This window comes from Halorhodospira sp. 9628, assembly GCF_022228075.1.
Taxonomy (GTDB): Bacteria; Pseudomonadota; Gammaproteobacteria; order Nitrococcales; family Halorhodospiraceae; genus Halorhodospira; species Halorhodospira halophila_A.
Window position 1 is genome coordinate 16,794 of the sequence record NZ_JAJNRF010000013.1, and the last position, 21,616, is coordinate 38,409.

The window sequence follows — 21,616 nt, forward strand, 5'->3', positions numbered from 1 at the left end:
GAGCATGGTGCGAAAGAGCGAAGACAGCCTGTTGGTGGGCCTCGATATCGGTACCTCGAAGGTGGTCGCCATCGTCGGCGAGGCCAAGGAGGAGGGCGAGCTGGAGGTGATCGGTGTGGGCAGCCACCCGTCCCACGGTCTCAAGAAGGGCGTGGTGGTGAATATCGACTCCACGGTGCAGTCGATCCAGCGCGCCATCGAGGAGGCCGAGCTGATGGCCGGCTGCGAGATCCATTCGGCCTATGTCGGGATCTCGGGCAGCCACATCCGCAGCCTCAACTCCCACGGGATGGTGGCCATCCGCGACAAGGAGGTCCGCCAGGCCGATCTGGAGCGTGTCCTCGATGGGGCCAAGGCGGTGGCGATCCCGGCGGACCAGCAGATCCTGCACGTGATCCCGCAGGAGTTCGTCATCGACAGCCAGGAGGGTATCCGCGATCCCCTGGGCATGGCCGGCGTGCGGCTGGAGGCGCGGGTCCACATGGTCACCGGTGCGGTCTCGGCGGCGGACAACATCACCAAGTGCGTCCGCCGCTGCCAGCTGGACGTGGACGACATCGTTCTCCAGCAGCTGGCGGCGAGCCACGCTGTGCTCAGCGACGACGAGAAGGAGCTGGGCGTCTGCCTCGTCGATATCGGCGGCGGGACCACCGATATCGCGGTGTTCACCGGCGGCGCCATCCGCCATACCGCCGTCATCCCCATCGCCGGGCACCAGGTCACCAACGACATCGCGGTGGCGCTGCGGACGCCGACGCACCACGCCGAGGACATCAAGGTGCGCTACGCCTGCGCCCTGTCGCAGCTGGCCAACCCCGAGGAGAGCATCGAGGTGCCCTCGGTGGGTGACCGGCCGCCGCGCCGCCTGTCCCGCCAGTCGCTGGCGTCGGTGGTGGAGCCGCGCTACGAGGAACTGCTCTCGCTGGTGCAGTCGGAGCTGCGCAAGAGCGGCTTCGAAGATCTGATCCCGGCGGGCATCGTGCTCACCGGCGGTAGCTCGAAGATGGAGGGGGTCACCGATCTGGCCGAGGAGGTCTTCCACCTGCCGGTGCGCATCGGGGTGCCGAAGTTCGTTACCGGCCTATCCGATGTGGTGCGCAACCCGATGTACTCCACCGGCGTCGGTCTGCTCGCCTTCGGCGCGCGCAACCGCGAAAGCGGCATGTCGCCGGCGCTGGCGCAGGACGCCGGGATAACCGCCTTGTGGGGGCGGATGAAGAACTGGTTCAAGGGCAATTTCTAGTCATTTCAGTAATCGCTAGCGTCCGCGACGCTTGAGGAGGGCAGCATCATGTTTGATCTGATGGATACCGCCAATCAGAACGCGGTCATCAAGGTGATCGGAGTCGGCGGCGGCGGTGGCAACGCCGTCCAGCACATGGTTGAGAGCGAGATCGAGGGCGTGGAGTTCATCTACGCCAACACCGACGCCCAGGCCCTGGCCAATACCCGCGCCGGGGTGACGGTGCAGCTCGGTTCCGGCATCACCAAGGGCCTGGGGGCCGGGGCCGATCCGACCACCGGCCGGCAGGCGGCCGAGGAGTCCCGTGACCGCCTTCAGGAAGTGCTCGACGGGGCGGACATGGTCTTCATCACCGCCGGCATGGGCGGTGGCACGGGCACGGGGGCGGCCCCGGTGGTGGCCGAGGTCGCCCGCGAGATGGGCATCCTCGCCGTGGCGGTGGTGACCAAGCCGTTCCCGTTCGAGGGCAACAAGCGCATGGGCGTGGCCCAGGAGGGCATCAAGGAGCTGGAGAACAGCGTCGATTCGCTGATCACCATCCCCAATGAGCGGCTTCTGCCGGTGCTCGGCAAGAACCTGACCCTGATCGACGCCTTCAAGTCGGCCAACGACGTGCTCCATGGCGCGGTGCGCGGTATTGCTGAGCTGATCACCCGTCCGGGCCTGATCAACGTCGACTTTGCCGACGTGCGCACCGTGATGTCCGAGATGGGCATGGCGGTGATGGGCAATGGCGTGGCCTCGGGCGAGGGGCGTGCCCGCGAGGCGGCCGACCGGGCCATCGCCTGCCCGCTGCTCGAGGACTTCAACCTGGCCGGCGCCAACGGTGTTCTGGTCAACGTCACCGGTGGCTACAACCTCTCCATCGGCGAGTTCGACGAGGTCGGCAACGCCGTGCGCGAGTACGCCTCCGACGAGGCGACCGTGGTGGTCGGTGCCGTGATCGACCCCGAACTGGAGGACGAGCTGCGCGTGACGGTGGTGGCCACCGGTCTGGGGCCGGCGGTTCAGTCCGCTGAGGATGTGGCTCGCGTCGCCCAGCAGGCGCAGCCCGGTCCGCGCAAGCACACCGGCGAGGTCGACTACGCGCAGCTCGACCGGCCCACGGTGATCCGGCAGAACGCCGCCAACGAGCGCAAGGAGGCGGATACCGACGGCGACATGGAGTACCTGGATATCCCGGCGTTCCTGCGTCGCCAGGCCGACTGAGGCGCGGCGCGTTTTGTGCGCTGCAATATACTTTTTGGATTTGTTACACTAATATTTCGCGACGTCTCGCCGCTATAAACGGTGAAGGCGGTGTGTCCGGTCGCGCTGGTTGCGGCTGAGCACACATGTAGCCGCATGAGCAGTGGAGCCGAGTCGAGCCATGATCCGTCAACGCACCTTGAAGAACAGCATCCGCGCGACCGGCGTGGGCCTGCACACCGGCGAGAAGGTCTACCTGACCCTCCGCCCGGCTCCGGCCAATGCGGGCATCATATTCCGGCGGACGGATCTCGATCGCGAGATCAAGGCAACGGCCGCTGCGGTGGGCGACACCCGTCTCTCGACCTGCCTGGTCGAGGACGGGGTGCGCGTGTCCACCGTCGAGCACCTGCTCTCGGCGCTGGCCGGACTCGGGATCGACAACTGCTACGTCGATCTCTCCGCCGCCGAGGTACCGATTATGGACGGCAGTGCGGCGCCTTTTGTGTTCCTGGTCCGCTCTGCCGGGATCAAGGAGCAGGAGGCGCCGAAGCGCTTTGTGCGCATCCTGGAGCCGGTCCAGGTCGTCGACGGTGACAAGTGGGTGGCCTTCGAGCCCTTCGAGGGCTTCAAGGTCAGCTTCACCATCGACTTCGACCATCCGGTCTTCCTCGATCAGCACGCCCGGGCCGAGGTGGATTTCTCCTCGACCTCGTTCATCAAGGAGGTCAGCCGGGCGCGGACCTTCGGGTTCATGAAGGAGATCGAGGCGCTGCGGGCTTCCCGTCTGGCCCTGGGGGGCAGCCTGGACAACGCCATCGTGGTCGACGACTACCGGGTGCTGAACGAGGACGGGCTGCGCTACCGGGACGAATTCGTCAAGCACAAGATCCTCGACGCCATCGGCGACCTCTACCTGCTGGGCAGCAGCCTGATCGGCTCTTTCCACGGGCACAAGTCCGGGCACGCCCTCAACAACCGCCTCCTGCGCAAGCTCCTCGAGCACGAGCACGCCTGGGAGGAGGTGACCTTCGAGGAGCTCGACGAACTGCCCATTGCCTACGATCAGCCGGTGGTGGCCTGAGCGCCGCAGCAGCTTGCGGTCCGGGCCGGCCAGCCGGTAGGGTGTAGCTTTCTGCCTGAAAGCTGGCTATGGAACTCTCGCTGACTCGCGCGATTCTCTTCGATCTGGACGGGACGCTGGTGGATAGCGCCCCGGATCTGACCGCTGCCATCAACCAGGTTCTCACCGAGCGGGACCGGTCTCCGGTAACCGAGGAGCAGGTCCGTGGCTGGGTGGGCAACGGCGCCCGACGGCTGGTGGCGCGTGCCCTCACCGGCGAGGACGACGGTACCCCGCCCGACGAGGAACTGGACACCGCCCTGGAGCGCTTCTTCGAGTGCTACGGCGAGGCCGTTTATGTCCACAGTCGCCCCTTCCCCGGGGTTGTGGAGACCGTGCAGGCGCTGGCCCGGGCCGGCATGCGTCTGGCCGTGGTCACCAACAAGCCGCGGCGCTTCGCCGAGCCGATCCTCGAGGGCATGGGCGTGGCCGACGCCATCGATGTGGTCGTCGGCGGCGAGTGCACCGAGGCGCGCAAGCCCGATCCCGAGCCGCTGCGCCTGGCCATGGAGCGCCTGGGCGCGGCGTCGCGGACGGTGCTGATGGTCGGCGACTCGAGCACCGATGTCGAAGCGGCGCACAACGCCGGCATCCCGGTAGTCTGCGTGCCCTACGGCTATCGCCGCGGCGTCGCGCCGGAGGATCTGGGGGCCGACGCCATCGTCGATGACCTCAGCGGCGTGGTCACGCTGCTTCGCGGGGCGGCCTGAGGCGATGAAAGAGCACGAATTCCACAGCCTCGCCGAGGCCGGCTACACCCGTATCCCCCTTATCCGGGAGGTGCTGGCCGATCTCGACACGCCGCTGTCCACCTATCTCAAGCTCGCCCGCGGGCCGCGCTCCTTCCTCTTTGAGTCGGTGGAAGGTGGCGAGAAGTGGGGGCGCTACTCCATCATCGGCCTGCCGGCCCGGACCGAGATCGCCGTCTACGGCCACCGGGTCGAGGTTCGCCGCGACGGCGCGCTGGTCGACGAGGAGCAGGTTCGCGATCCGCTCGCCTGGATCGAGGCCTACCAGCACCGCCACCGCGCCGCAACGCCCTCCGGATTCCCGCAGATGCCGCGTTTTCTCGGCGGGCTGGTGGGGTATTTCGGCTACGATACCGTGCGTTACGTCGAGCCGCGCCTGGCTGAGGGGGCCCCGGAAGACGCCCTGGGGCTGCCGGATATCTGCCTGGTGGAGGCCGAGGAGGTGGTGGTCTTCGACAACCTCGCTGGCCGGCTCTACCTGGTGGTCCACTGCGACCCGCGCGAGCCCGGCGCCTATGAGGCCGGGCTAGCCCGGCTCGACGAGCTGGCCGCGCGGCTGGCCGAGCCCGTGCAGCGGCCCCCGTCCCGGGGGCGTGGTGTGGCGGCCGGCGAGCCCCGCTACAACTTCACCCAGGCCGGCTTCGAGGACGCGGTGGAGCGGATCCGCGAGTATATCGCTGCAGGCGACGTGATGCAGGTGGTTCCCTCGCAGCGCATGAGCATGCCGTTCAGCGCCGAGCCGCTCGATCTCTACCGGGCGTTGCGTTGCACCAATCCGTCGCCTTACATGTATTTCCTCGATCTGGGTGCGTGCCAGGTGGTCGGATCCTCGCCGGAGATCCTGGTCCGCCTCGAGGATGGCGAGGTGGCCGTGCGTCCCATCGCCGGGACCCGCAAGCGCGGGGCCACCGAAGCCCGCGACCGGGAGCTGGAGCAGGAACTGGTCTCGGACCCTAAGGAGATCGCCGAGCACGTGATGCTCATCGACCTCGGGCGCAACGACGTCGGCCGGGTGGCCGAGACCGGCACCGTGCGCCTGACCGAGCGCATGGTGGTGGAGCGCTACTCCCAGGTCATGCACATCGTCTCTAACGTGGTTGGCCGGCTGCGTCCCGGGCTCGGCCCCATGGACGTGCTGCGGGCCACGTTCCCCGCCGGGACAGTCTCCGGCGCGCCGAAGATCCGCGCCATGGAGATCATCGACGAGGTCGAGCCGGTCAAGCGGGGCGTTTACGCCGGGGCCGTCGGCTATCTGTCCTGGTCGGGCAATATGGATACCGCCATCGCCATCCGCACGGCGGTGGTCCACGATGGCCAGGTCCATGTCCAGGCGGGCGCCGGGGTGGTCGCCGACTCGGTCCCCGAGCTGGAGTGGAAAGAGACCCTGAACAAGGGCCGGGCGTTGCTGCGCGCCGTCGAGATGGCCGAGGCTGGCTTATGATCCTGATGATCGACAACTACGACTCGTTCACCTGGAACCTGGTCCAGTACCTGGGTGAGCTGGGTGCCCGGGTCGAGGTGGTGCGCAACGACGAGATCAGTGCCGATGAGGTGCGCCGCTTGCGTCCGGAGCGCATCGTGATCTCGCCAGGGCCCTGCACGCCCAACGAGGCCGGCGTGTCGCTTGAGGTGGTCCGCTGCCTGGCCGGCGAGGTGCCCATCCTCGGCGTCTGTCTCGGGCATCAGACCATCGGGCAGGTGTTCGGTGGCCGCGTGGTCCGGGCCCGCGAGGTCATGCACGGCAAGACGTCCGCGGTGCGTCACCGCGGCCAGGGAGTCTTCGCCGGCCTCCCCGAGCCGCTGGAGGCCACCCGCTACCACTCGCTGATCGTCGAGCGCGAAAGCCTCCCTGAGGAGCTGGAGATCACCGCCTGGACCGAGGGGGCCCACGGCGCCGTCGACGAGATCATGGGTCTGCGCCATCGCCGTCTCCCGGTCGAGGGGGTGCAGTTCCACCCGGAATCGATCCTCACATCGTCCGGCCACGATCTGCTACGCAACTTCCTCGAGCAGCCCCGCGCCGTCGCCTGAACCCTGCCCCTAGTACCCTGAACCATCAAAAAACCGAGGCACCCCATGGACCTAACCGCCGCCCTTCGTCGAATCACGGAAAACCAGGACCTCAGCCCCGATGAGATGACCGCGGTCTTCCGCACGATCATGACCGGTGGGGCCACGCCGGCGCAGATCGGTGGCTTCCTCATCGGCATGCGCCTGAAGGGGGAGACGGTCCAGGAGATGGCCGCTGCTGCCTCGGTCATGCGTGAGCTCGCCGAGCGGGTCGATGTCGGCGACGACTTCCACCGCCTGGTGGACACCTGCGGCACCGGCGGTGATGCCAGCGGCACCCTGAATGTCTCCACCGCCGCCGCCTTCGTCACCGCCGCCGGGGGCATCCCGGTGGCCAAGCACGGCAACCGCTCGGTCTCCGGGCGCAGTGGCAGTGCCGATCTGCTCGAGGCCTGCGGCGCCACGCTGGAGCTCAGCAGCGAGGCGGTGGCCGAGTGCATCCGCCGGGTCAACGTCGGTTTCCTCTTTGCCCCGCTGCACCACAGCGCCATGAAGCACGCCGTGGGGCCGCGCAAGGAACTCGGTGTGCGCACCCTGTTCAACCTGGTCGGCCCCCTGTCCAACCCGGCCGGGGCGCGGCGCCAGTTGCTCGGGGTGTTCGGCCAGGAGTGGGTGCGCCCGGTGGCCGAGGTGCTGCAGACCCTGGGCAGCGATCATGTGCTGGTGGTCCACGCCGAGGACGGGCTGGACGAGATCAGCATCGCCGCCCCGACGCGGATCGCCGAGCTGCGCAACGGGCAGATCGAGGAGTACACCGTCACGCCGGAGGATCTGGGGCTGCGCAGCGCGCCGCTCAATGAGGTGACCATCTCCGGCACCAAGGACAGCCTGGCGATGATCCGTGCCGCCTTCGCCGGCGAGCGCATTGCCGCCATGGAGCTGATCGCCGCCAACGCCGGTGCCGCGCTCTATGTCGGCGGTGAGGCGCCCGATCTGCGTCGTGGTGTGGAGCGGGCTCGGGAACTCATGACCTCCGGGGCCGCCGCCCAGACCCTGGAGCGCTTCGTGGCGACGACCCGGGAGCTCGCCCAATGAGCGCCACCGGGACGCCGGATATCCTGCGCCGCATCCTGCGCCGCAAGGCCGAGGAGGTGGTCGAGCGCGCCGAGGCCCGATCGCTGCGCGAGTTGTCGGCCGCCGCTGCCGACCTGGCGCCGACCCGCGGGTTCTGCGATGCGCTGCTGCAGCGGGTTGAGGCCGGCGGCGCCGGGGTCATCGCCGAGATCAAGCGCGCCTCGCCCAGCCGTGGCGTGATCCGCGACGACTTCCGGCCGGCGGCCATCGCCGCCGACTACCAGCGTCACGGTGCCGCCTGCCTGTCGGTGCTGACCGACCGCGACTTCTTCCAGGGCGATGACGCCCATCTGCAGGAGGCCCGCGAGGCCGTCACCGTGCCGGTGCTCCGCAAGGACTTCACCGTCGATGCCTATCAGGTCTACGAGGCGCGTGTCCTCGGGGCGGACTGCATCCTGCTTATCGCCGCGGCGCTGGGTGATGCGCAGCTGGCAGAGCTGCACGCCCTGGCGGTGGAACTGGGCATGGATGTGCTCATCGAGGTCCACGACGCCGAGGAGCTGGCCCGGGTCGCACCGCTGGGGCCGGCGCTGGTCGGCGTGAACAACCGGGACCTGCGGACCTTCCATACCGATCTGGCAACCAGCGAGGCGCTGGCCGGGGCGATGCCCTCCGGTGCCCTGGCAGTGACCGAGAGCGGCATCCACACCGCCGGGGATGTGGCCCGTATGCGCGCGGCCGGCATCCACGCCTTCCTGGTCGGCGAGGCGTTCATGTCCGCGGAGAGCCCGGGGGAACGGCTCGCCGAGCTCTTCGGCGGCCCCGCTGGGGCGTGACCGGCGGGGTGGCCGTGGGCCGCGCGGCGGGTGTTCCACGGAACGTCGGCCGCGGAGCTACTGTCCATTACAACGGTGGCGTTATCGCCAGATTTGTGCATAATTCCCTGCTTCCTTGAGCGCACACTTCCCACCGGCGACGGGAGGGCCCAGGCGTTGGTCGATTACACCCGCATCCGGCTCCACGGCTTCAACAATCTGACCAAGTCGTTGAGCTTCAACATCTACGACGTTTGCTACGCCAAGACCGAGGCGCAGCGGCGGGCGTATATCGAATATATCGACGAAGAGTACAACGCCGAACGGCTGACCGAGATCCTGACCAACGTCGCCGAGATCATCGGCGCCAATGTGCTCAACGTCGCGCGCCAGGACTATGACCCCCAGGGGGCCAGCGTGACCATCCTCATCTCCGAGGGTCCGGTGTCGCCCGAGGAGGCCGAGGAGAGCGCCGAGGCGCGGCCCGGGCCGCTGCCCGACGATGTCGTTGCCCACCTGGACAAGTCGCACATCACCGTGCACACCTACCCGGAGATGCATCCGGACAAGGGTGTGAGCACCTTCCGGGCGGACATCGATGTCTCCACTTGCGGCGTGATCTCGCCGTTGACGGCGCTCAACTACCTGATCCACTCGTTCGACTCGGACATCGTGACGATGGACTACCGCGTGCGCGGCTTCACCCGCGACGTGGAGGGGCACAAGCACTTCATCGATCACGAGATCAACTCGATCCAGAACTACCTCTCCGAGGACACCAAGGAGCGCTACCAGACCCTGGACGTGAACGTCTACCAGGAGAACATCTTCCACACGAAGATGATCCTGCGCGAGTTCGACCTGGATAATTACCTCTTCGGCGAGTCGAGTGCCGACCTTGACGATGAAGAGGCGAACACGATCCGCAGGCATCTGCGCCGGGAGATGATGGAGATCTTCGCCGGGCGCAACCTGCCGGCCAACCAAGAAGTCTGAGCCGCCGCGGACGGCGGGGGCAGTGGCGGTTGCCAGTACCGCCGCCTTCCGTTATTATGCGCGGTCTTCGACGGAGAGAGCGAAGCGATGAAGACGTATAGCGCCAAGCCCGCAGAGGTTCAACGCGACTGGTACCTGGTCGACGCCACCGACAAGACGCTCGGGCGGCTGGCCAGCGAGGTCGCGCATCGCCTGCGCGGCAAGCACAAGCCGGTCTTTACTCCGCACGTCGACGCGGGCGATTATATTGTCGTGATCAACGCCGACAAGGTTCGCCTGACCGGGCGGAAAGAGCGGGACAAGCAGTATTTCTGGCACACCGGTTTCCCGGGCGGCATCAAGAGCCGGTCCGTGGCCGAAGTGCGTGAACGTCATCCGGAGCGCCTGATCGAGAGCGCGGTGCGCGGGATGATGCCGAAGAACCGGCTGGGCCGGGCCATGCTCAAGAAGCTCAAGGTCTACGCCGGGAACGAGCACCGTCATCACGCTCAGCAGCCGCAGCCGCTGGAGCTCTGAGGCTACAATCGGGAACGATCAAGACCATGGCGAATCAGCAGTATTACGGAACCGGACGCCGCAAGACCTCTGCCGCGCGGGTGTTCATGACCCCGGGTAACGGCAATATCACCGTTAACGGTCGCCCGCTCGACGAGTACTTCGGGCGCGAGACCGGGCGCATGATCGTGCGCCAGGCGCTGGATCAGGTGGACGCCGCGGACAAGTTCGACATCAAGGCGACCGTCTCGGGCGGCGGGTCCAGCGGGCAGGCCGGTGCGGTGCGCCACGGCATTGCCCGGGCGCTGGCGAACTACGACGCCGAGCTCAAGGCGCCGCTGCGGCGTGCTGGTTTCATCACCCGCGATGCGCGCATGGTCGAGCGGAAGAAGATCGGCCTGCACAAGGCCCGTCGCGCGACGCAGTTCTCCAAGCGTTAACGCGGCGAAAGCAGCAGTTCCTGCTGGGGGATCGTCTAGCGGTAGGACTACGGACTCTGACTCCGTCAGCGGTGGTTCGAATCCACCTCCCCCAGCCATCTATACGGCCTATGCCCCGCGCCAGCGGACACCCTCGGGTGCCGCTGGCGCTTTCGTCCGGCCTCCCTTCCTCTCGACGCCGCCGTATATCCTAGCCCCGCTCGTAGATGTCGAAACGCACCGCCCGGCCGGATACCGCCCGGCTTGGCGGTGGGCCGGACACCGGGGCCGCGCGCTGCGGACGCTTGACCACCACCCGGCGGGTGGCGTGGGCCAGCGCCGCGGCCAGCAGGTCGGCTTCGGCCGGGGGCGGTGCGCTCGCGTGCAGGGCCCGCAGGACCTGCGCTGGGCGGCCGACGGCGCCGCGGGTGGCGCCGTCGGGGTACATCGGATCAACGTAGACCACCTCGCACGAGGCGGTGGGGAGCCGCCCCAGCACGTCGCGCAGATCCCCCGGTTGCAGGCGGATGCGCTCGGTCGTGGCGGCCAGCTGCGGCTCGGCGGCAGCCCGCTCGAGGGCGGCGGCGAGCAGGGCGGAGAGGACCGGGCTGCACTCGATCCAGGTCACCGAGGCGCCCAGAGCGGCGAGCACCCAGCCGTCCTGGCCGAGTCCGGCGGTGGCATCGACCACTGCCGTCTGCGGTCGTCTATGTAGCCCCACGGCGCGCGCCAACGGGTCGCGGCGGGGCGTGGAGCCGGCCACCCGGCGCTTCAGCTGCCGGTCCGCGAAGTCCACCGCCACCGGTCCGGGGGCGCGCCGGCCGAGCATCTGCAGCGCCGGCGGGTCGCCGGCGCGCAGCACCACCCCGGGGCCGGCGTCGGGGTGGGCGTCGAGTTGGGGCACGCCCAGGCGCTCGGCCCATGCGGCGGCGAGGGCATCGTCGCCGTCGGCCAGCACGCCGCGCAGCCCGGCATCGGTTGGCGCATCGCAACGCAATCCTGCGTGCATTAGTATGTTCCTCCGGAGACAAGACACCCGCGGGGCACGTGGCCCCGATCGCGAGGAGCGGTATGGCACAAGAGAACGGCACCCGGAACCAGGACATCGATTACGAGGCGCTCTCCCGGTCGCTGACCGAGATTACCGCCAAGAGTCAGGAGCTGGTGCAGGAGTTCCTGCAGCAGGAGCAGTCGACGCACCACGTGGCCATGGAGGATGCCGCGCAGATGGCGCAGCTGTTCCAGCAGCTGAGCGCGCGGGTGATGGCCGATCCGGCCCGCCTGATGCAGGTGCAGATGTCCTTCTGGCAGGACTACATGAGCCTGATGCAGAACGTGGCCCTGCGCTTCTGGGGGCTGGAGTCCGAGCCGGTGGCGCAGCCGGCCAAGGGGGATCGGCGCTTCCAGCACCAGCACTGGGAGGATCACCCCTTCTTCGATTTCGTTAAGCAGTCCTACCTCCTGGCGGCGGATCACACCCACGCGGTGGTCCGGGACGTGGAAGGGCTCGATGATCAGACCAAGAAGAAAGTGGATTTCTACACCCGGGCGTTCATCGACGCCATGGCCCCGTCGAACTTCGTGGCCACCAACCCCGAGGTGCTCGAGAAGACTGTCGAGACCGGCGGCCAGAACCTGCTGCAGGGGCTGAGCAATCTGCTCGACGACCTCAAGCGGGGTCGTGGCCGGCTCGACATCAAGATGACCGACTACGACGCCTTCGAGGTCGGCACCAACCTCGCCACCACCCCGGGGCAGGTGGTCTACCAGAACGAACTCATGCAGCTCATCCAGTATGAGCCCACCACCGCCGAGGTCCACAAGCGGCCCCTGCTGCTGGTGCCGGCGTGGATCAACAAGTACTACATCATGGATCTCAACAGCGAGAAGTCCATGGTGAAGTGGCTGGTGGATCAGGGCCATAGCGTATTCATCATCAGCTGGCGCAACCCCGACGAGAGCCTGGCCGAGAAGCGCTTCGAGGATTACATGCTCGAGGGGCCGGTGACGGCCATGGATGTCGTCCAGGAGATCACCGGCAGCGACGAGATGAACCTGGTTGGCTACTGCCTCGGCGGGACCCTGTCGGCTTGCACCCTGGCCTGGCTGGCGGCCCGCGGGGACCGGCGCATTCAGGCCGCGACCTTCCTGACCTGCATGCTCGACTTCGAGTACCCCGGTGAGCTGGAGGTCTTCCTCGACGAGGAGCAGATCGCCACGCTGGAGCGGCGCATGAGCCGGAAGGGCTATCTGGAGGGTCGGTACATGTCCACGACCTTCAACATGCTCCGCGCCAACGACCTGATCTGGTCGTTCTTCGTGAACAACTACCTCAAGGGCGATGAGCCGTTCCCCTTCGATCTGCTCTACTGGAACTCCGATTCCACCAACATGCCCGCCAAGATGCATAGCTTCTACCTGCGCAACATGTATCAGCGCAACCTGCTCAAGGAGCCGGGTGCCCTGGAGCTGGCGGGGGAGGCCATCGACCTGGGCCGGGTCGACATCCCGGCCTACTTCATGTCGGCCAAGGAAGACCACATCGCCCCCTGGAAGAGCACCATCCGTGGCCCGCGGCTGCTCTCCGGTCCTACCCGCTACGTGCTTGGCGGATCCGGCCACATCGCCGGCGTCATCAATCCGCCCCACAAGAACAAGTACGGCTACTGGACCAACACCGCCAAGACGGTGGATCAGGATGAGTGGCTGGCCGGGGCCGAGGCCCACGAGGGCTCATGGTGGAACGACTGGGGGCAGTGGCTGGCCGGCCACGGCGGCGAGAGCGTTGCTGCACGGAAGGTCGGGTCGAAAAAGCACGCCCCGATCGAGCCGGCACCGGGCTCCTACGTCCGCCACGGCGTGCTCTACGGCGACTGAAGCCATCTTCCGGGTCGGGCGGGCTGGTGTCGACGGCCGGCCCGGATTACACTTATTCACTGATGCAAACTTGCGGGCAGCGCGTTGCCATGGACGTGACCGCTTTCAATCCGGCGGGGATGCAGGCCATCCACCGCGCGGACGAGGGCCTGACCCGGACCGCCGCCCAGGTGGCCCGGGTTACAGCGCAGTCCGATCCTCGCTCCGAGGAGATGCACACGGCGGTCATCCAGTCGCTGAGCTACGAGCAGCAGGGACACGCCGGCGTCCGCGTCGTGCGGGCCGTCGACGAGATGACCGGCACGCTGCTCAATATCCGCTCCTGACCTCCCGCCCGTGCTACAATTTTCGCTTTTGCGAGTGGACCCGTTATGACCGACGCGCAGCCGTTAGTGGGCGTCGTGATGGGCAGCAGTTCCGATTGGGACACCCTCTCCGGCGCCGCCGAGGTGCTTCGTGACTTCGAGGTGCCCCATGAGGCCCGAGTGGTCTCTGCCCACCGAACCCCGCAACTGATGGCCGACTACGCCGCCGAGGCCGAAGAGCGCGGCCTGCGGGCGATCATAGCCGGCGCCGGCGGTGCCGCCCATCTGCCCGGCATGCTCGCCGCGCAGACCATCGTCCCGGTGCTCGGGGTGCCGGTGCAGTCGAAGGCCCTTAACGGCCTCGACTCGCTGCTGTCCATCGTCCAGATGCCGGCCGGCGTGCCCACCGCCACCTTCGCCATCGGCACCGCCGGCGCGCGCAATGCGGCGCTCTTTGCGGTGGCCATGCTCGCCCGCGAGGATCCGCGCTACGCCGACGCGCTCAAGGCCTTCCGCACCCAGCAGGCCGAGCGCGTCTATGGGGAGGAGCTCTCATGACCGTCGCCGCGCCGATCTTGCCGGGAGCGGCCATCGGCATCCTCGGTGCCGGCCAGCTCGGCCGCATGCTCGCCGTGGCCGCGCGGCGTTCCGGCTACCGGGTCCACGTCATCGCCCCCGGCGCCGGGCAGGCCCCGGCCGGGCAAGTGGCCGATGTCGTGCACGACGCCGAGCCCACGGCGGAGCTGCTGCGCAGCCTGGCTGGCGAGCTGAGCGTGCTGACCTACGAGTTCGAGAATCTGCCCCGGGGGGCCGTCGAGGCCGCCGCGGAGTGCCTACCGGTGCGGCCGTCCCCCCACGCCCTCGCGACGACGCAGAACCGCGCCCTGGAGAAGACCTTCCTGCGCCAGCACGGCCTGCCCACGGTCCCCTTCGAGTCCGTCCGCGGGGCCGCGGAGGCGGCCGCTGCCGTGGAACGTCTCGGTGCCCCGGCGGTGATCAAGAGCGCCGGGCTGGGTTACGACGGCAAGGGCCAGGCGGGGGTGGATAGCGTCGAGGCCGTGGCCGCTGCATGGCCGGCCATCGGTGCCGAGGAGGCGGTGGTCGAGGCGCGTATCGATCTGGCCATGGAGGTCTCGGTGGTGGCCGCCCGCGGCGTGGATGGCCGTTTTGTCCACTACGGGGTGACCGAGAATCGCCACCGGGACCACATCCTCGATCTGTCGGTCAGCGATGCCGACCTCGACCCGGCGTTGTGTCAGCAGGCCGTGGAGATCGCCCGGGTGGTGGGAGAGGGGCTCGACGCCGTCGGCACCTACTGCGTCGAGTTCTTCATCGACGCCGGCGGACAGCTGATGGTCAACGAGATCGCCCCGCGGCCGCACAACTCCGGCCACCTGACCATCGAGGGGGCGGTCACCTCACAGTTCGACCAGCAGTTGCGTGCCATCTGCGGCTTGCCCATGGGTAGCACCCGGCGGTTGACCCCGGCGGCCATGGTCAACCTGCTCGGCGATGTCTGGGATGCCGGCACCCCGCCCTGGGACGAGGTCTTCGCCGACCCGGCGGCCACCCTCCACCTCTACGGCAAGGGCGCGCCGAGCCCCGGCCGCAAGATGGGCCACATCACCGTGCTCGGCGACGACCGGCAGGAGGCCGCCGACCGAGCCCTGAAGCTGCGCAACCGACTGGCCCCCCATGTGGTTTCGTAACCTGATCCCCTACCGCCTGCGCGATGACGTCGCTTACGACCCCGAGACCGCCGACCAGCGCCTGGGTGCGCTCGCCTTCACGCCCTGCGGGGCACTGGAGCCGAGCCGCAGTGGGTTCGTACCGCCGCTCGGCCCCGGGGCGCCGCTGGTGCACGCCGCCGCCGGCAGCCTGCTCTTCTGTCTGCAGGAGGAGACGAAGCTGCTGCCCGCGGCGGTGATTCGCGAGGCTATGGACGAGCGCATCAGCGCCGTGGAGGCGGCCGAGCATCGCAAGGTGCGCAAGCGCGAGCGCGACCGCATCCGCGACGAGGTGGTCACCGACCTGATGCCGCGGGCATTCAGCCGCCACAAGCGGACCTGGGGCTACCTGGATACTGAGGCCGGCTACCTGGTGGTGGACGCCGGCTCCGAGAAACAGGCCGAGCACTTCGTCGAGCAGCTGCGCGAGGCGTGGGGGGATCTCACCCTCAGTCCGCCGGAGACCGAGATGGGGCCGGGGACCATCATGACCCGCTGGCTGGCGCAGCAGCAGTTGCCCGGTGACCTGGAGCTAGGCGAAGAGGCGGTGCTCGAGGACCCCAACGCCGAGGGTTGCGAGGTCCGCGTCAAGCGCCAGGACCTGACCTCCGACGAGATGCGTGCCCACATCGATGCCGGCAAGCGCGTTCGCCGGCTGGCGGTGACCTACAGCGAGCGGCTCAGCGCGGTGCTCGACACCGACTTGAGCCTGCGCCGCCTGAAATTCCACGACGTCATCCGCGAGCAGGCCGGCGACCGCGACCCGGAGAGCCAGGCCGAGCAGCTCGATGCCGACTTCTCGCTGATGACCCTTGAGCTGCGCACCCTGATCCCGCGCATGATGGAGTGGTTCGGCGGCGAGAAAGCCACCTCCTGATACCTGCCCCCAGGGGCGACCGACGATCACCGCCGGCGGGGGCGTGCTGGCGCCGGTGCCGACCTGGGGACGCTACCCGCCCACCTTTGGGGGCTCCACGCTCGCCGTCCCTGGCGAGCGAGGCCCCTGGCCGACCCCGGCCTCACCCCGCCCTCGCCGGTCGGGGGCGTCAGTCAGCCGTCAGGAGGGGGCGTCGAGTAGCTCGCGCAGGGTCTCCCACACCCGCTCGGCGATCTTCGGCTGCGCCTCGGCGGTGGGGTGGACCCCGTCGTTCTGCATCATCCCGTCCCGGTCCCAGACCCCATCGAGGAGAAAGGGGATCACCGGCAGGTCGTGCTCTTCGGCCAGTTCGGGGTAGATGGCCGCGAACTGCTCGGTGTAGGTTCGCCCGTAGCTCGGTGGGATGCGGATGCCGATCAGCAATACCTGGCTGTCCGCCTCGTGGGCCTGCTCGATCATCCGCGCCAGGTTGCTGCGGATCCGCTCCGGGGGTTGGCCGCGCAGGCCGTCGTTGCCCCCGAGCTGGAGCAGGACGATCTCCGGCTCGTGTTCCTGGAGGGCGTCGGGCAGGCGCCGGGTCCCGCCGCTGGTGGTCTCGCCACTGCGGCTGACGTTGGTCACCCGGTGGGGCAGGTCGGCCTCGTCCAGGCGTGTCTCGAGTAGAACGGGCCACGCCTCGTCGCGGTCGAAGCCGTAGGCGGTGGAGAGTGAATCGCCGAAGACCAGGATGGTCGGACGCTCGGCGGCGGCCGCCGCCGGCGCCAGGAGCAGCGCCAGTGCCGCGGCGAACAACGCCCGGCGCAGGGGCAAAAAGAAGCAGCCGGTACCAGCCATAGGAGCGAACACCCGATGCTGAAGGAAGAAGCCGACGCCCCCGCCGCGGCGGGCACCCCTCACCCGGCGCTGGAAGCCCGCGGCCTGGGGATGCGCTTTCGTGGCCCCGACGGCGAGGTCGTCCTGTTCGATAACCTGAATCTTACCATCCGCCACGGCGAGAGCGTCGCCATCCTGGGGGCCTCGGGCTCCGGTAAATCGACCCTGCTCGGGCTGCTGGCCGGCCTGGAGCAGCCCGCCAGCGGGCAGGTCTGTGTCGACGGCGAGGAGCTGACCGCGCTGGACGAGGACGGGCGTGCGGCAGCGCGGGCCGGACGCATCGGTTTTGTCTTCCAGGCCTTCCATCTGCTCGGCGGGCTCTCGGCGCTTGAGAACGTGCGCCTGGCCTTGGAACTCTCCGGCCGTGGTGGCGACGGTGAGGCGGCGGCTGCGGCGCTGCAGCGGGTGGGGCTGGGGCATCGCCTGCACCATACCCCCGAGCGGCTCTCCGGCGGCGAGCAGCAGCGGGTGGCCATCGCCCGCGCCTTCGTGACGGAGCCGCGGCTACTAATGGCCGACGAGCCCACCGGCAACCTGGACGACACCATCGGTGCCCAGGTGGTGGACCTGCTCTTCGACCTCAACCGGGAGCACGGCACCACCCTGATCCTGGTCACCCACGATCCCTCGGTGGCCGAGCGCTGCGAGACCGTCTATCGCTTCCGCGAGGGGGTGCTGGCCCGATGAGCGCCCCGAACTCTGCGATTGGCACCACGCTGCGGCTAGCCGCGCGCTTCCTGCGACGCGATCTGGCCGCCGGCCGGCTGGGGATCCTCGCCGCCGCGCTGGTTGTGGCTGTGGCCGCGGTGACCGCCGTTGGGTGGCTGGGCGACCGGGTGGGGGCGGCCACCACCGAGCGCGCGGCGGAGCTGATCGCCGCCGATCGCCTGGTACGCACCGACGACGCCGCTCCGCAGGCGTGGCTGGACGAGGCCCGCGAGCGCGGTCTGCAGGCGGCGCGGACGGTGGAGTTCCCCACCGTGGTGGCCGCTGACGGCAGCACGCGCCTGGTCTCCGCCAAGGCGGTGGAGGCCGGCTACCCCCTGCGCGGTGAGCTGCGCTACGCAGAGGATCGCGAGAGCGCCGACCGGGTGGCGGAGCAGCGCCCGCAGCCGGGTGAGGCCTGGGTTGAGCCGCGACTGCTCGACCTGCTCGGCGCCGAGCTCGGCGGATCGCTGGAGGTCGGCGAGAGCGAGCTGCCCATGACGCGGCTGGTTACCGCCGAGCCCGATCGTGCCGGCATGTTCGGCACCGTGGCGCCCCGGGTGCTGATGGCCTGGGAGGACATCGCAGATACCGGGTTGGTGGGCGAGGGCGCGCGGGTGAGCCACGCCCTGCTGCTCGCCGGCCCCGATGCCGAGCTGGATGCCTTCGCTGAGTGGCTGCGCGGGGCGGATGGCCCGGAGGCCGAGGTGCTTACCGGCACCGAGGCGCAGCCGGCCATCCAGGAGATCGTCGGCCAGGCCGAGCGGTTCCTGGGCCTGGCGGCGCTGATCACCGTGGTGGTCGCCGCCGCCGCGGTGCTGCTCACCGCCCGGCACTACGCCGAGGCGCAGCTCGACCGCGTGGCGGTCATGCGCGTGCTCGGCGCTCGGCAGGGCCGGGTGGTGGCCATCCAGGCCGCGGTCCTCGGCGCGGTGGCGCTCGCCGCCGGCGTGCTCGGCGCGGCCATCGGCTTCGCCCTGCACGCGGTGATGATCGCCCTGCTGGCCGATGTGCTGCCGCCCAACCTGCCACCTCCGGGGCCGCTGCCGGCCGTCTACGGGGTGGGCCTCGGGGTGGCCGCGGCGGCCGGGTTCGCCTTGCCCACAGCGGCTCGGCTGCGCCATGTGCCGCCCATGCGGGTGCTGCGGCGCACCGCAGGTGCCGGCGTGGTGCGGACCGGCGGGGCCTACGCCGTGGCGGCGGCGGTGATCGCCGCGCTCATGGTCTGGCGCGCCGGCGATCTCACCCTCGCCGGCGTGGTCCTGGCGGCCACGGCCGCCACCCTGGCCGCCCTGGCCATCGCTGCGTATGCCGCCGTGCGCCTGGCCGGCTGGCTGCGTGCGCGCAGCGGCTCGCGGCTGCTCTGGCTCACCGGGCCGAGCCGGCGTCCCGGCGCCACCGTGGTGCAGGTGGTGGCCGTCGGCCTGGGGCTGATGGCGCTGCTGCTGCTCTCGGCGGTCCGCGAGGACCTGCTCGATACCTGGCAGGCCGGCATCCCCGACGATGCGCCGGATACCTTCCTCATCGACGTGGCGCCGGAGGAGGTCGAGCCGCTGCAGGCCTTCCTGGCCGAGGAGTTGGACACCGAGGTGACCCTTTACGCCATCACCCGCGGCCGGCTCGACGCCATCAATGAGGACCGCGTCCGCCCCGGTGATTTCGAGTCGCCGCGGACCCAGCGCATGGTCGACCGGGACCTCAATCTCACCTGGGCCGAGACCCTGCCCGAGGACAATCGCGTGATCGCCGGCGAGTGGTGGGGAGACGACCCCGGTGCCGAGTGGTCGGTGGAGGCCGGCTACGCCGAGCGCGTGGGCATCGAGGTGGGTGACGAGATCAGCTTCGTCATCGACGGCGAGCCGGTTAGCGGTACGGTGACCTCGCTGCGCGAGCTGCGCTGGGACAGCTTCAATCCCAACTTCTTTGTCATCGCCGCCCCGGGGATGATCGATGCCCATCCGGAGTACATCACCAGCTTCCGCCTGGGGGATGCCGCCGAGCGGGTGCTGCCGGAGCTCAACGAGCGCTTCCCCGGGGCTACGCCGCTGGATATCGGGGCCATCCTGGAGACCGCCCGGCGAATCATCGGCCAGGGGGCACGGGTGGTGGAGCTGATGGCTGCTCTGACCCTGGTGGCCGGGGTGGTGGTGCTGCTCGCCGCCCTGCGCACGGCGGCGGCGCAGCGGCGCTTCGAGGCCTCGCTGCTGCGTGCCCTGGGCGCCTCGCGGCGACGGCTGGAGGCCATCGCGGTGGCCGAGCTCGCGGCCTCCGGGGCGCTGGCCGGGCTGCTGGCCGGCATCGCCGCCGCCTCGGGCGGCTACTTGGCGGCCCGGTACCTGTTCGATCTGACCTACGCCTTCCCCGGATCGGTGGTGGTGCTGGGTGCGGTCGTCGGCGCGGTGACGGTGGCCGGCGCGGGCTGGCTGGGGGCCCGCCGGGACTGGCGCAGCAGCCCCATGGAGCTGCTGCGCGGCGGCGAGTCCTGAGCCGCTAGGGCCCGGGCAACCGGCCGCACCCGCGGCCGGTTGCCCTGCGGCGATAAAATCCTTGTGACCTCTCGTGTTGTCGGGTAATTTCACTCCTATGGGCAGGCGCGCCCCGTGGCCTGCCGCACGGGAAGGGGGATCCCGATGAGAAGAGCACTCCTCGGTGCAGGCACCGGCCTGGCCGCCACCCTGGCCTGCACACCGCTGCTGGCCGCACCCTACCATCCGTCCGGCGCCAACCTCGCCTACGGTGAGATCAGCCACACCCAGGGGGTGATGGGCAGCGTCGCCAACCCCGCCTCCGGCGCCGCCATGCCGCGGGGCTTTCGCTTTGGCCTCGGTTCCCTCGGGGTCGGTTATGAGCTCGGCGAGATCGACGGCTTTGTCGATGACTTTGAGGATTGGGCCGACGACTTCGATCGCCTGGACGACGTCATCCGAGACTTCGAGCGGGCGGAGGAACAGTTCGACGTTAGTGACTTGGATGGCCAGGCGGACGATGCGCTTCGCCCCCTGCTAGACGCCGTGGGTGAGATCCAGGCGATTGAGCGCCGAGGCCAGAGCCTGCTGGATCGGGGGCAGGACGATGGTTTCCTCGCGGTCACCGGCGGGGTGCATGCACCACCGGGGCCGCTGGTGGCCAATCACGCAATCCTGGGTGGGGCGCTGACCCTCGATGTTCAGGGTACTGGCAGTGCTCGCCTAGGTATCGCTGGCGGGCGCCTGGAGAGCGGACTGGGCGGGATGCCCCTGAGTGGGTGGGATTGTAGTAAGAATGCCAACGACGCGACATGCGGCTCCGGAGATTGGGAGATCAAGTACGACGGTGACGACGTCACCATAAAAGGCCCTGACCGCGAGGTTGGGGAGGTGAGCGAAGACGATCTGGCTCTCTACTCCGACATGGAAGCCGCCGCGATTGGGCGCTTCTCCCTCGGCTACTCCGCCCGCACCTACAGCAGCCGCGACGGTGAGCTCTTCGTCGGCGGCCGCGGTCACTACTACCAGGCCGAGATGGCCCGGGCGGTCAGCGAGATCGACGACGACGCGCTGGATACCCTGAGTGACGACTTCTCCGACAGCCGCTCCAGCGACGACGCCTTCGGCGTCGATCTGGGCCTGCTCTGGGTGGCGCGCAACTACCAGGTCGGGCTGACCGGCAAGAACCTCAACGAGCCGAGCCTCGACTACCCGGAGATCGCCGGCTACGACGACTTGCCTGCCTCGGTGCAGGACCGGGTCAGTCGCACCAAGAGCTACACCCTGGAGCGTCAGGGCACGGTGGAGGCTTCGCTCCACTCGCCCAATCGGCGCTGGATGCTCGGCTTCAGTCACGATCTCAACAGCGTCGAGGGGCCCCACGGCGCTGAGAACAACAACGAGTACCAGTGGACGGCGGTGGGCGTGGGCTATGCCAGTGAGAGCTATCTCTGGCCGGGGTTCCGGCTCGGCTACCGGACCAATAACGCCGGCAGCGAGCTGTCGTACATCACCGGCGGCTTGACCCTGTTCCGCGTCCTGAACATCGACGCCGCGGTGAGTACCGACGATGTGGAGCACGACGGTTCCTCCGTGCCCCGCTCGGCGCTGGTCAATGTCGGCCTCGAACTCGGATTCTAGCCGCCCACCGGCGGCCCATGTGTGACGTATTGCC

21 protein-coding genes and 1 tRNA gene are annotated in these 21,616 nt (G+C 69.0%); 20 read left to right on the forward strand and 2 right to left on the reverse strand.

Annotated elements, in window-relative coordinates:
- Positions 1 to 4: 4 nt before the first annotated feature.
- The 12 genes from ftsA (at position 5) to LRG10_RS11455 (ending at position 10,231) form a co-directional block, all read left to right on the forward strand.
- The gene (ftsA, locus tag LRG10_RS11400; protein WP_201172437.1) at positions 5 to 1,243 is read left to right on the forward strand and encodes a cell division protein FtsA; all 1,239 of its coding nucleotides are present in this window, start codon (positions 5 to 7) and stop codon (positions 1,241 to 1,243) included.
- A 48-nt stretch (positions 1,244 to 1,291) separates the two neighbouring features.
- Positions 1,292 to 2,452 (forward strand): cell division protein FtsZ, encoded by a 1,161-nt coding sequence (ftsZ, locus tag LRG10_RS11405; protein ID WP_201172434.1) that lies wholly within the window; start codon positions 1,292 to 1,294, stop codon positions 2,450 to 2,452.
- Between the two features lie 160 nt (positions 2,453 to 2,612).
- The gene (gene lpxC, locus LRG10_RS11410; protein WP_011814870.1) at positions 2,613 to 3,515 is read left to right on the forward strand and encodes a UDP-3-O-acyl-N-acetylglucosamine deacetylase; all 903 of its coding nucleotides are present in this window, start codon (positions 2,613 to 2,615) and stop codon (positions 3,513 to 3,515) included.
- A gap of 68 nt (positions 3,516 to 3,583) precedes the next feature.
- Positions 3,584 to 4,264, forward strand: a complete 681-nt coding sequence (locus LRG10_RS11415) for a phosphoglycolate phosphatase (RefSeq protein ID WP_238635641.1) — start codon at positions 3,584 to 3,586, stop codon at positions 4,262 to 4,264.
- Between the two features lie 4 nt (positions 4,265 to 4,268).
- A complete protein-coding gene (gene trpE / locus LRG10_RS11420; protein ID WP_201172428.1) occupies positions 4,269 to 5,744 on the forward strand; it encodes an anthranilate synthase component I in 1,476 nt (491 codons plus the stop codon).
- On the forward strand, positions 5,741 to 6,334 hold the full coding sequence (locus LRG10_RS11425) for an aminodeoxychorismate/anthranilate synthase component II (RefSeq protein WP_201172425.1): 594 nt from the start codon (positions 5,741 to 5,743) through the stop codon (positions 6,332 to 6,334). The genes trpE and LRG10_RS11425 overlap by 4 nt, the downstream gene beginning before the upstream one ends.
- 45 nt (positions 6,335 to 6,379) lie before the next feature.
- Positions 6,380 to 7,408 carry an anthranilate phosphoribosyltransferase gene (gene trpD / locus LRG10_RS11430; RefSeq protein ID WP_201172422.1) on the forward strand — a complete coding sequence of 343 codons (1,029 nt, stop codon included), beginning with the start codon at positions 6,380 to 6,382 and terminating at the stop codon, positions 7,406 to 7,408.
- Complete coding sequence (gene trpC / locus LRG10_RS11435; RefSeq protein ID WP_201172419.1) at positions 7,405 to 8,223, forward strand: indole-3-glycerol phosphate synthase TrpC; 819 nt, start codon at positions 7,405 to 7,407, stop codon at positions 8,221 to 8,223. Before trpD ends, trpC begins: the two co-directional genes overlap by 4 nt.
- Before the next feature lie 156 nt (positions 8,224 to 8,379).
- Complete coding sequence (gene speD / locus LRG10_RS11440) at positions 8,380 to 9,198, forward strand: adenosylmethionine decarboxylase (RefSeq protein ID WP_201172416.1); 819 nt, start codon at positions 8,380 to 8,382, stop codon at positions 9,196 to 9,198.
- A gap of 87 nt (positions 9,199 to 9,285) precedes the next feature.
- Complete coding sequence (rplM, locus tag LRG10_RS11445) at positions 9,286 to 9,714, forward strand: 50S ribosomal protein L13 (RefSeq protein ID WP_201172413.1); 429 nt, start codon at positions 9,286 to 9,288, stop codon at positions 9,712 to 9,714.
- A 26-nt stretch (positions 9,715 to 9,740) separates the two neighbouring features.
- The gene (gene rpsI, locus LRG10_RS11450) at positions 9,741 to 10,133 is read left to right on the forward strand and encodes a 30S ribosomal protein S9 (protein ID WP_201172401.1); all 393 of its coding nucleotides are present in this window, start codon (positions 9,741 to 9,743) and stop codon (positions 10,131 to 10,133) included.
- A gap of 24 nt (positions 10,134 to 10,157) precedes the next feature.
- Positions 10,158 to 10,231: transfer RNA gene (locus LRG10_RS11455), tRNA-Gln, on the forward strand.
- Positions 10,232 to 10,323: 92 nt separating this feature from the next.
- Here the strand turns inward: LRG10_RS11455 and LRG10_RS11460 are convergent.
- Positions 10,324 to 11,121, reverse strand: a complete 798-nt coding sequence (locus LRG10_RS11460) for a class I SAM-dependent methyltransferase (protein WP_201172399.1) — start codon at positions 11,119 to 11,121, stop codon at positions 10,324 to 10,326.
- Positions 11,122 to 11,183: 62 nt separating this feature from the next.
- On the opposite strand from LRG10_RS11460, the gene LRG10_RS11465 reads away from it, so the two are divergent.
- The 5 genes from LRG10_RS11465 to LRG10_RS11485 all read left to right on the forward strand — a co-directional run bounded on the left by LRG10_RS11465 (position 11,184) and on the right by LRG10_RS11485 (position 15,898).
- Positions 11,184 to 12,989: an alpha/beta hydrolase gene (locus LRG10_RS11465; protein WP_201172396.1), complete on the forward strand. Its 1,806-nt coding sequence runs from the start codon at positions 11,184 to 11,186 to the stop codon at positions 12,987 to 12,989.
- Between the two features lie 89 nt (positions 12,990 to 13,078).
- Positions 13,079 to 13,315 carry a hypothetical protein gene (locus LRG10_RS11470; protein ID WP_201172393.1) on the forward strand — a complete coding sequence of 79 codons (237 nt, stop codon included), beginning with the start codon at positions 13,079 to 13,081 and terminating at the stop codon, positions 13,313 to 13,315.
- A 45-nt stretch (positions 13,316 to 13,360) separates the two neighbouring features.
- Positions 13,361 to 13,852 (forward strand): 5-(carboxyamino)imidazole ribonucleotide mutase, encoded by a 492-nt coding sequence (purE, locus tag LRG10_RS11475; RefSeq protein ID WP_201172390.1) that lies wholly within the window; start codon positions 13,361 to 13,363, stop codon positions 13,850 to 13,852.
- Complete coding sequence (locus tag LRG10_RS11480; RefSeq protein ID WP_238635642.1) at positions 13,849 to 15,003, forward strand: 5-(carboxyamino)imidazole ribonucleotide synthase; 1,155 nt, start codon at positions 13,849 to 13,851, stop codon at positions 15,001 to 15,003. Before purE ends, LRG10_RS11480 begins: the two co-directional genes overlap by 4 nt.
- Complete coding sequence (locus LRG10_RS11485) at positions 14,990 to 15,898, forward strand: recombination-associated protein RdgC (RefSeq protein WP_201172376.1); 909 nt, start codon at positions 14,990 to 14,992, stop codon at positions 15,896 to 15,898. The genes LRG10_RS11480 and LRG10_RS11485 overlap by 14 nt, the downstream gene beginning before the upstream one ends.
- Positions 15,899 to 16,078: 180 nt before the next feature.
- Here the strand turns inward: LRG10_RS11485 and LRG10_RS11490 are convergent, their stop codons facing one another.
- Complete coding sequence (locus LRG10_RS11490; RefSeq protein WP_201172373.1) at positions 16,079 to 16,732, reverse strand: arylesterase; 654 nt, start codon at positions 16,730 to 16,732, stop codon at positions 16,079 to 16,081.
- Between the two features lie 15 nt (positions 16,733 to 16,747).
- On the opposite strand from LRG10_RS11490, the gene LRG10_RS11495 reads away from it, so the two are divergent.
- From LRG10_RS11495 to traF, 3 genes are all read left to right on the forward strand, one after another.
- Positions 16,748 to 17,458: an ABC transporter ATP-binding protein gene (locus tag LRG10_RS11495; protein ID WP_238633888.1), complete on the forward strand. Its 711-nt coding sequence runs from the start codon at positions 16,748 to 16,750 to the stop codon at positions 17,456 to 17,458.
- Positions 17,455 to 19,962, forward strand: a complete 2,508-nt coding sequence (locus LRG10_RS11500; RefSeq protein WP_238635643.1) for an ABC transporter permease — start codon at positions 17,455 to 17,457, stop codon at positions 19,960 to 19,962. Before LRG10_RS11495 ends, LRG10_RS11500 begins: the two co-directional genes overlap by 4 nt.
- A 144-nt stretch (positions 19,963 to 20,106) precedes the next feature.
- Positions 20,107 to 21,582: a conjugal transfer protein TraF gene (gene traF / locus LRG10_RS11505; RefSeq protein WP_238635644.1), complete on the forward strand. Its 1,476-nt coding sequence runs from the start codon at positions 20,107 to 20,109 to the stop codon at positions 21,580 to 21,582.
- Positions 21,583 to 21,616 lie beyond the last annotated feature (34 nt).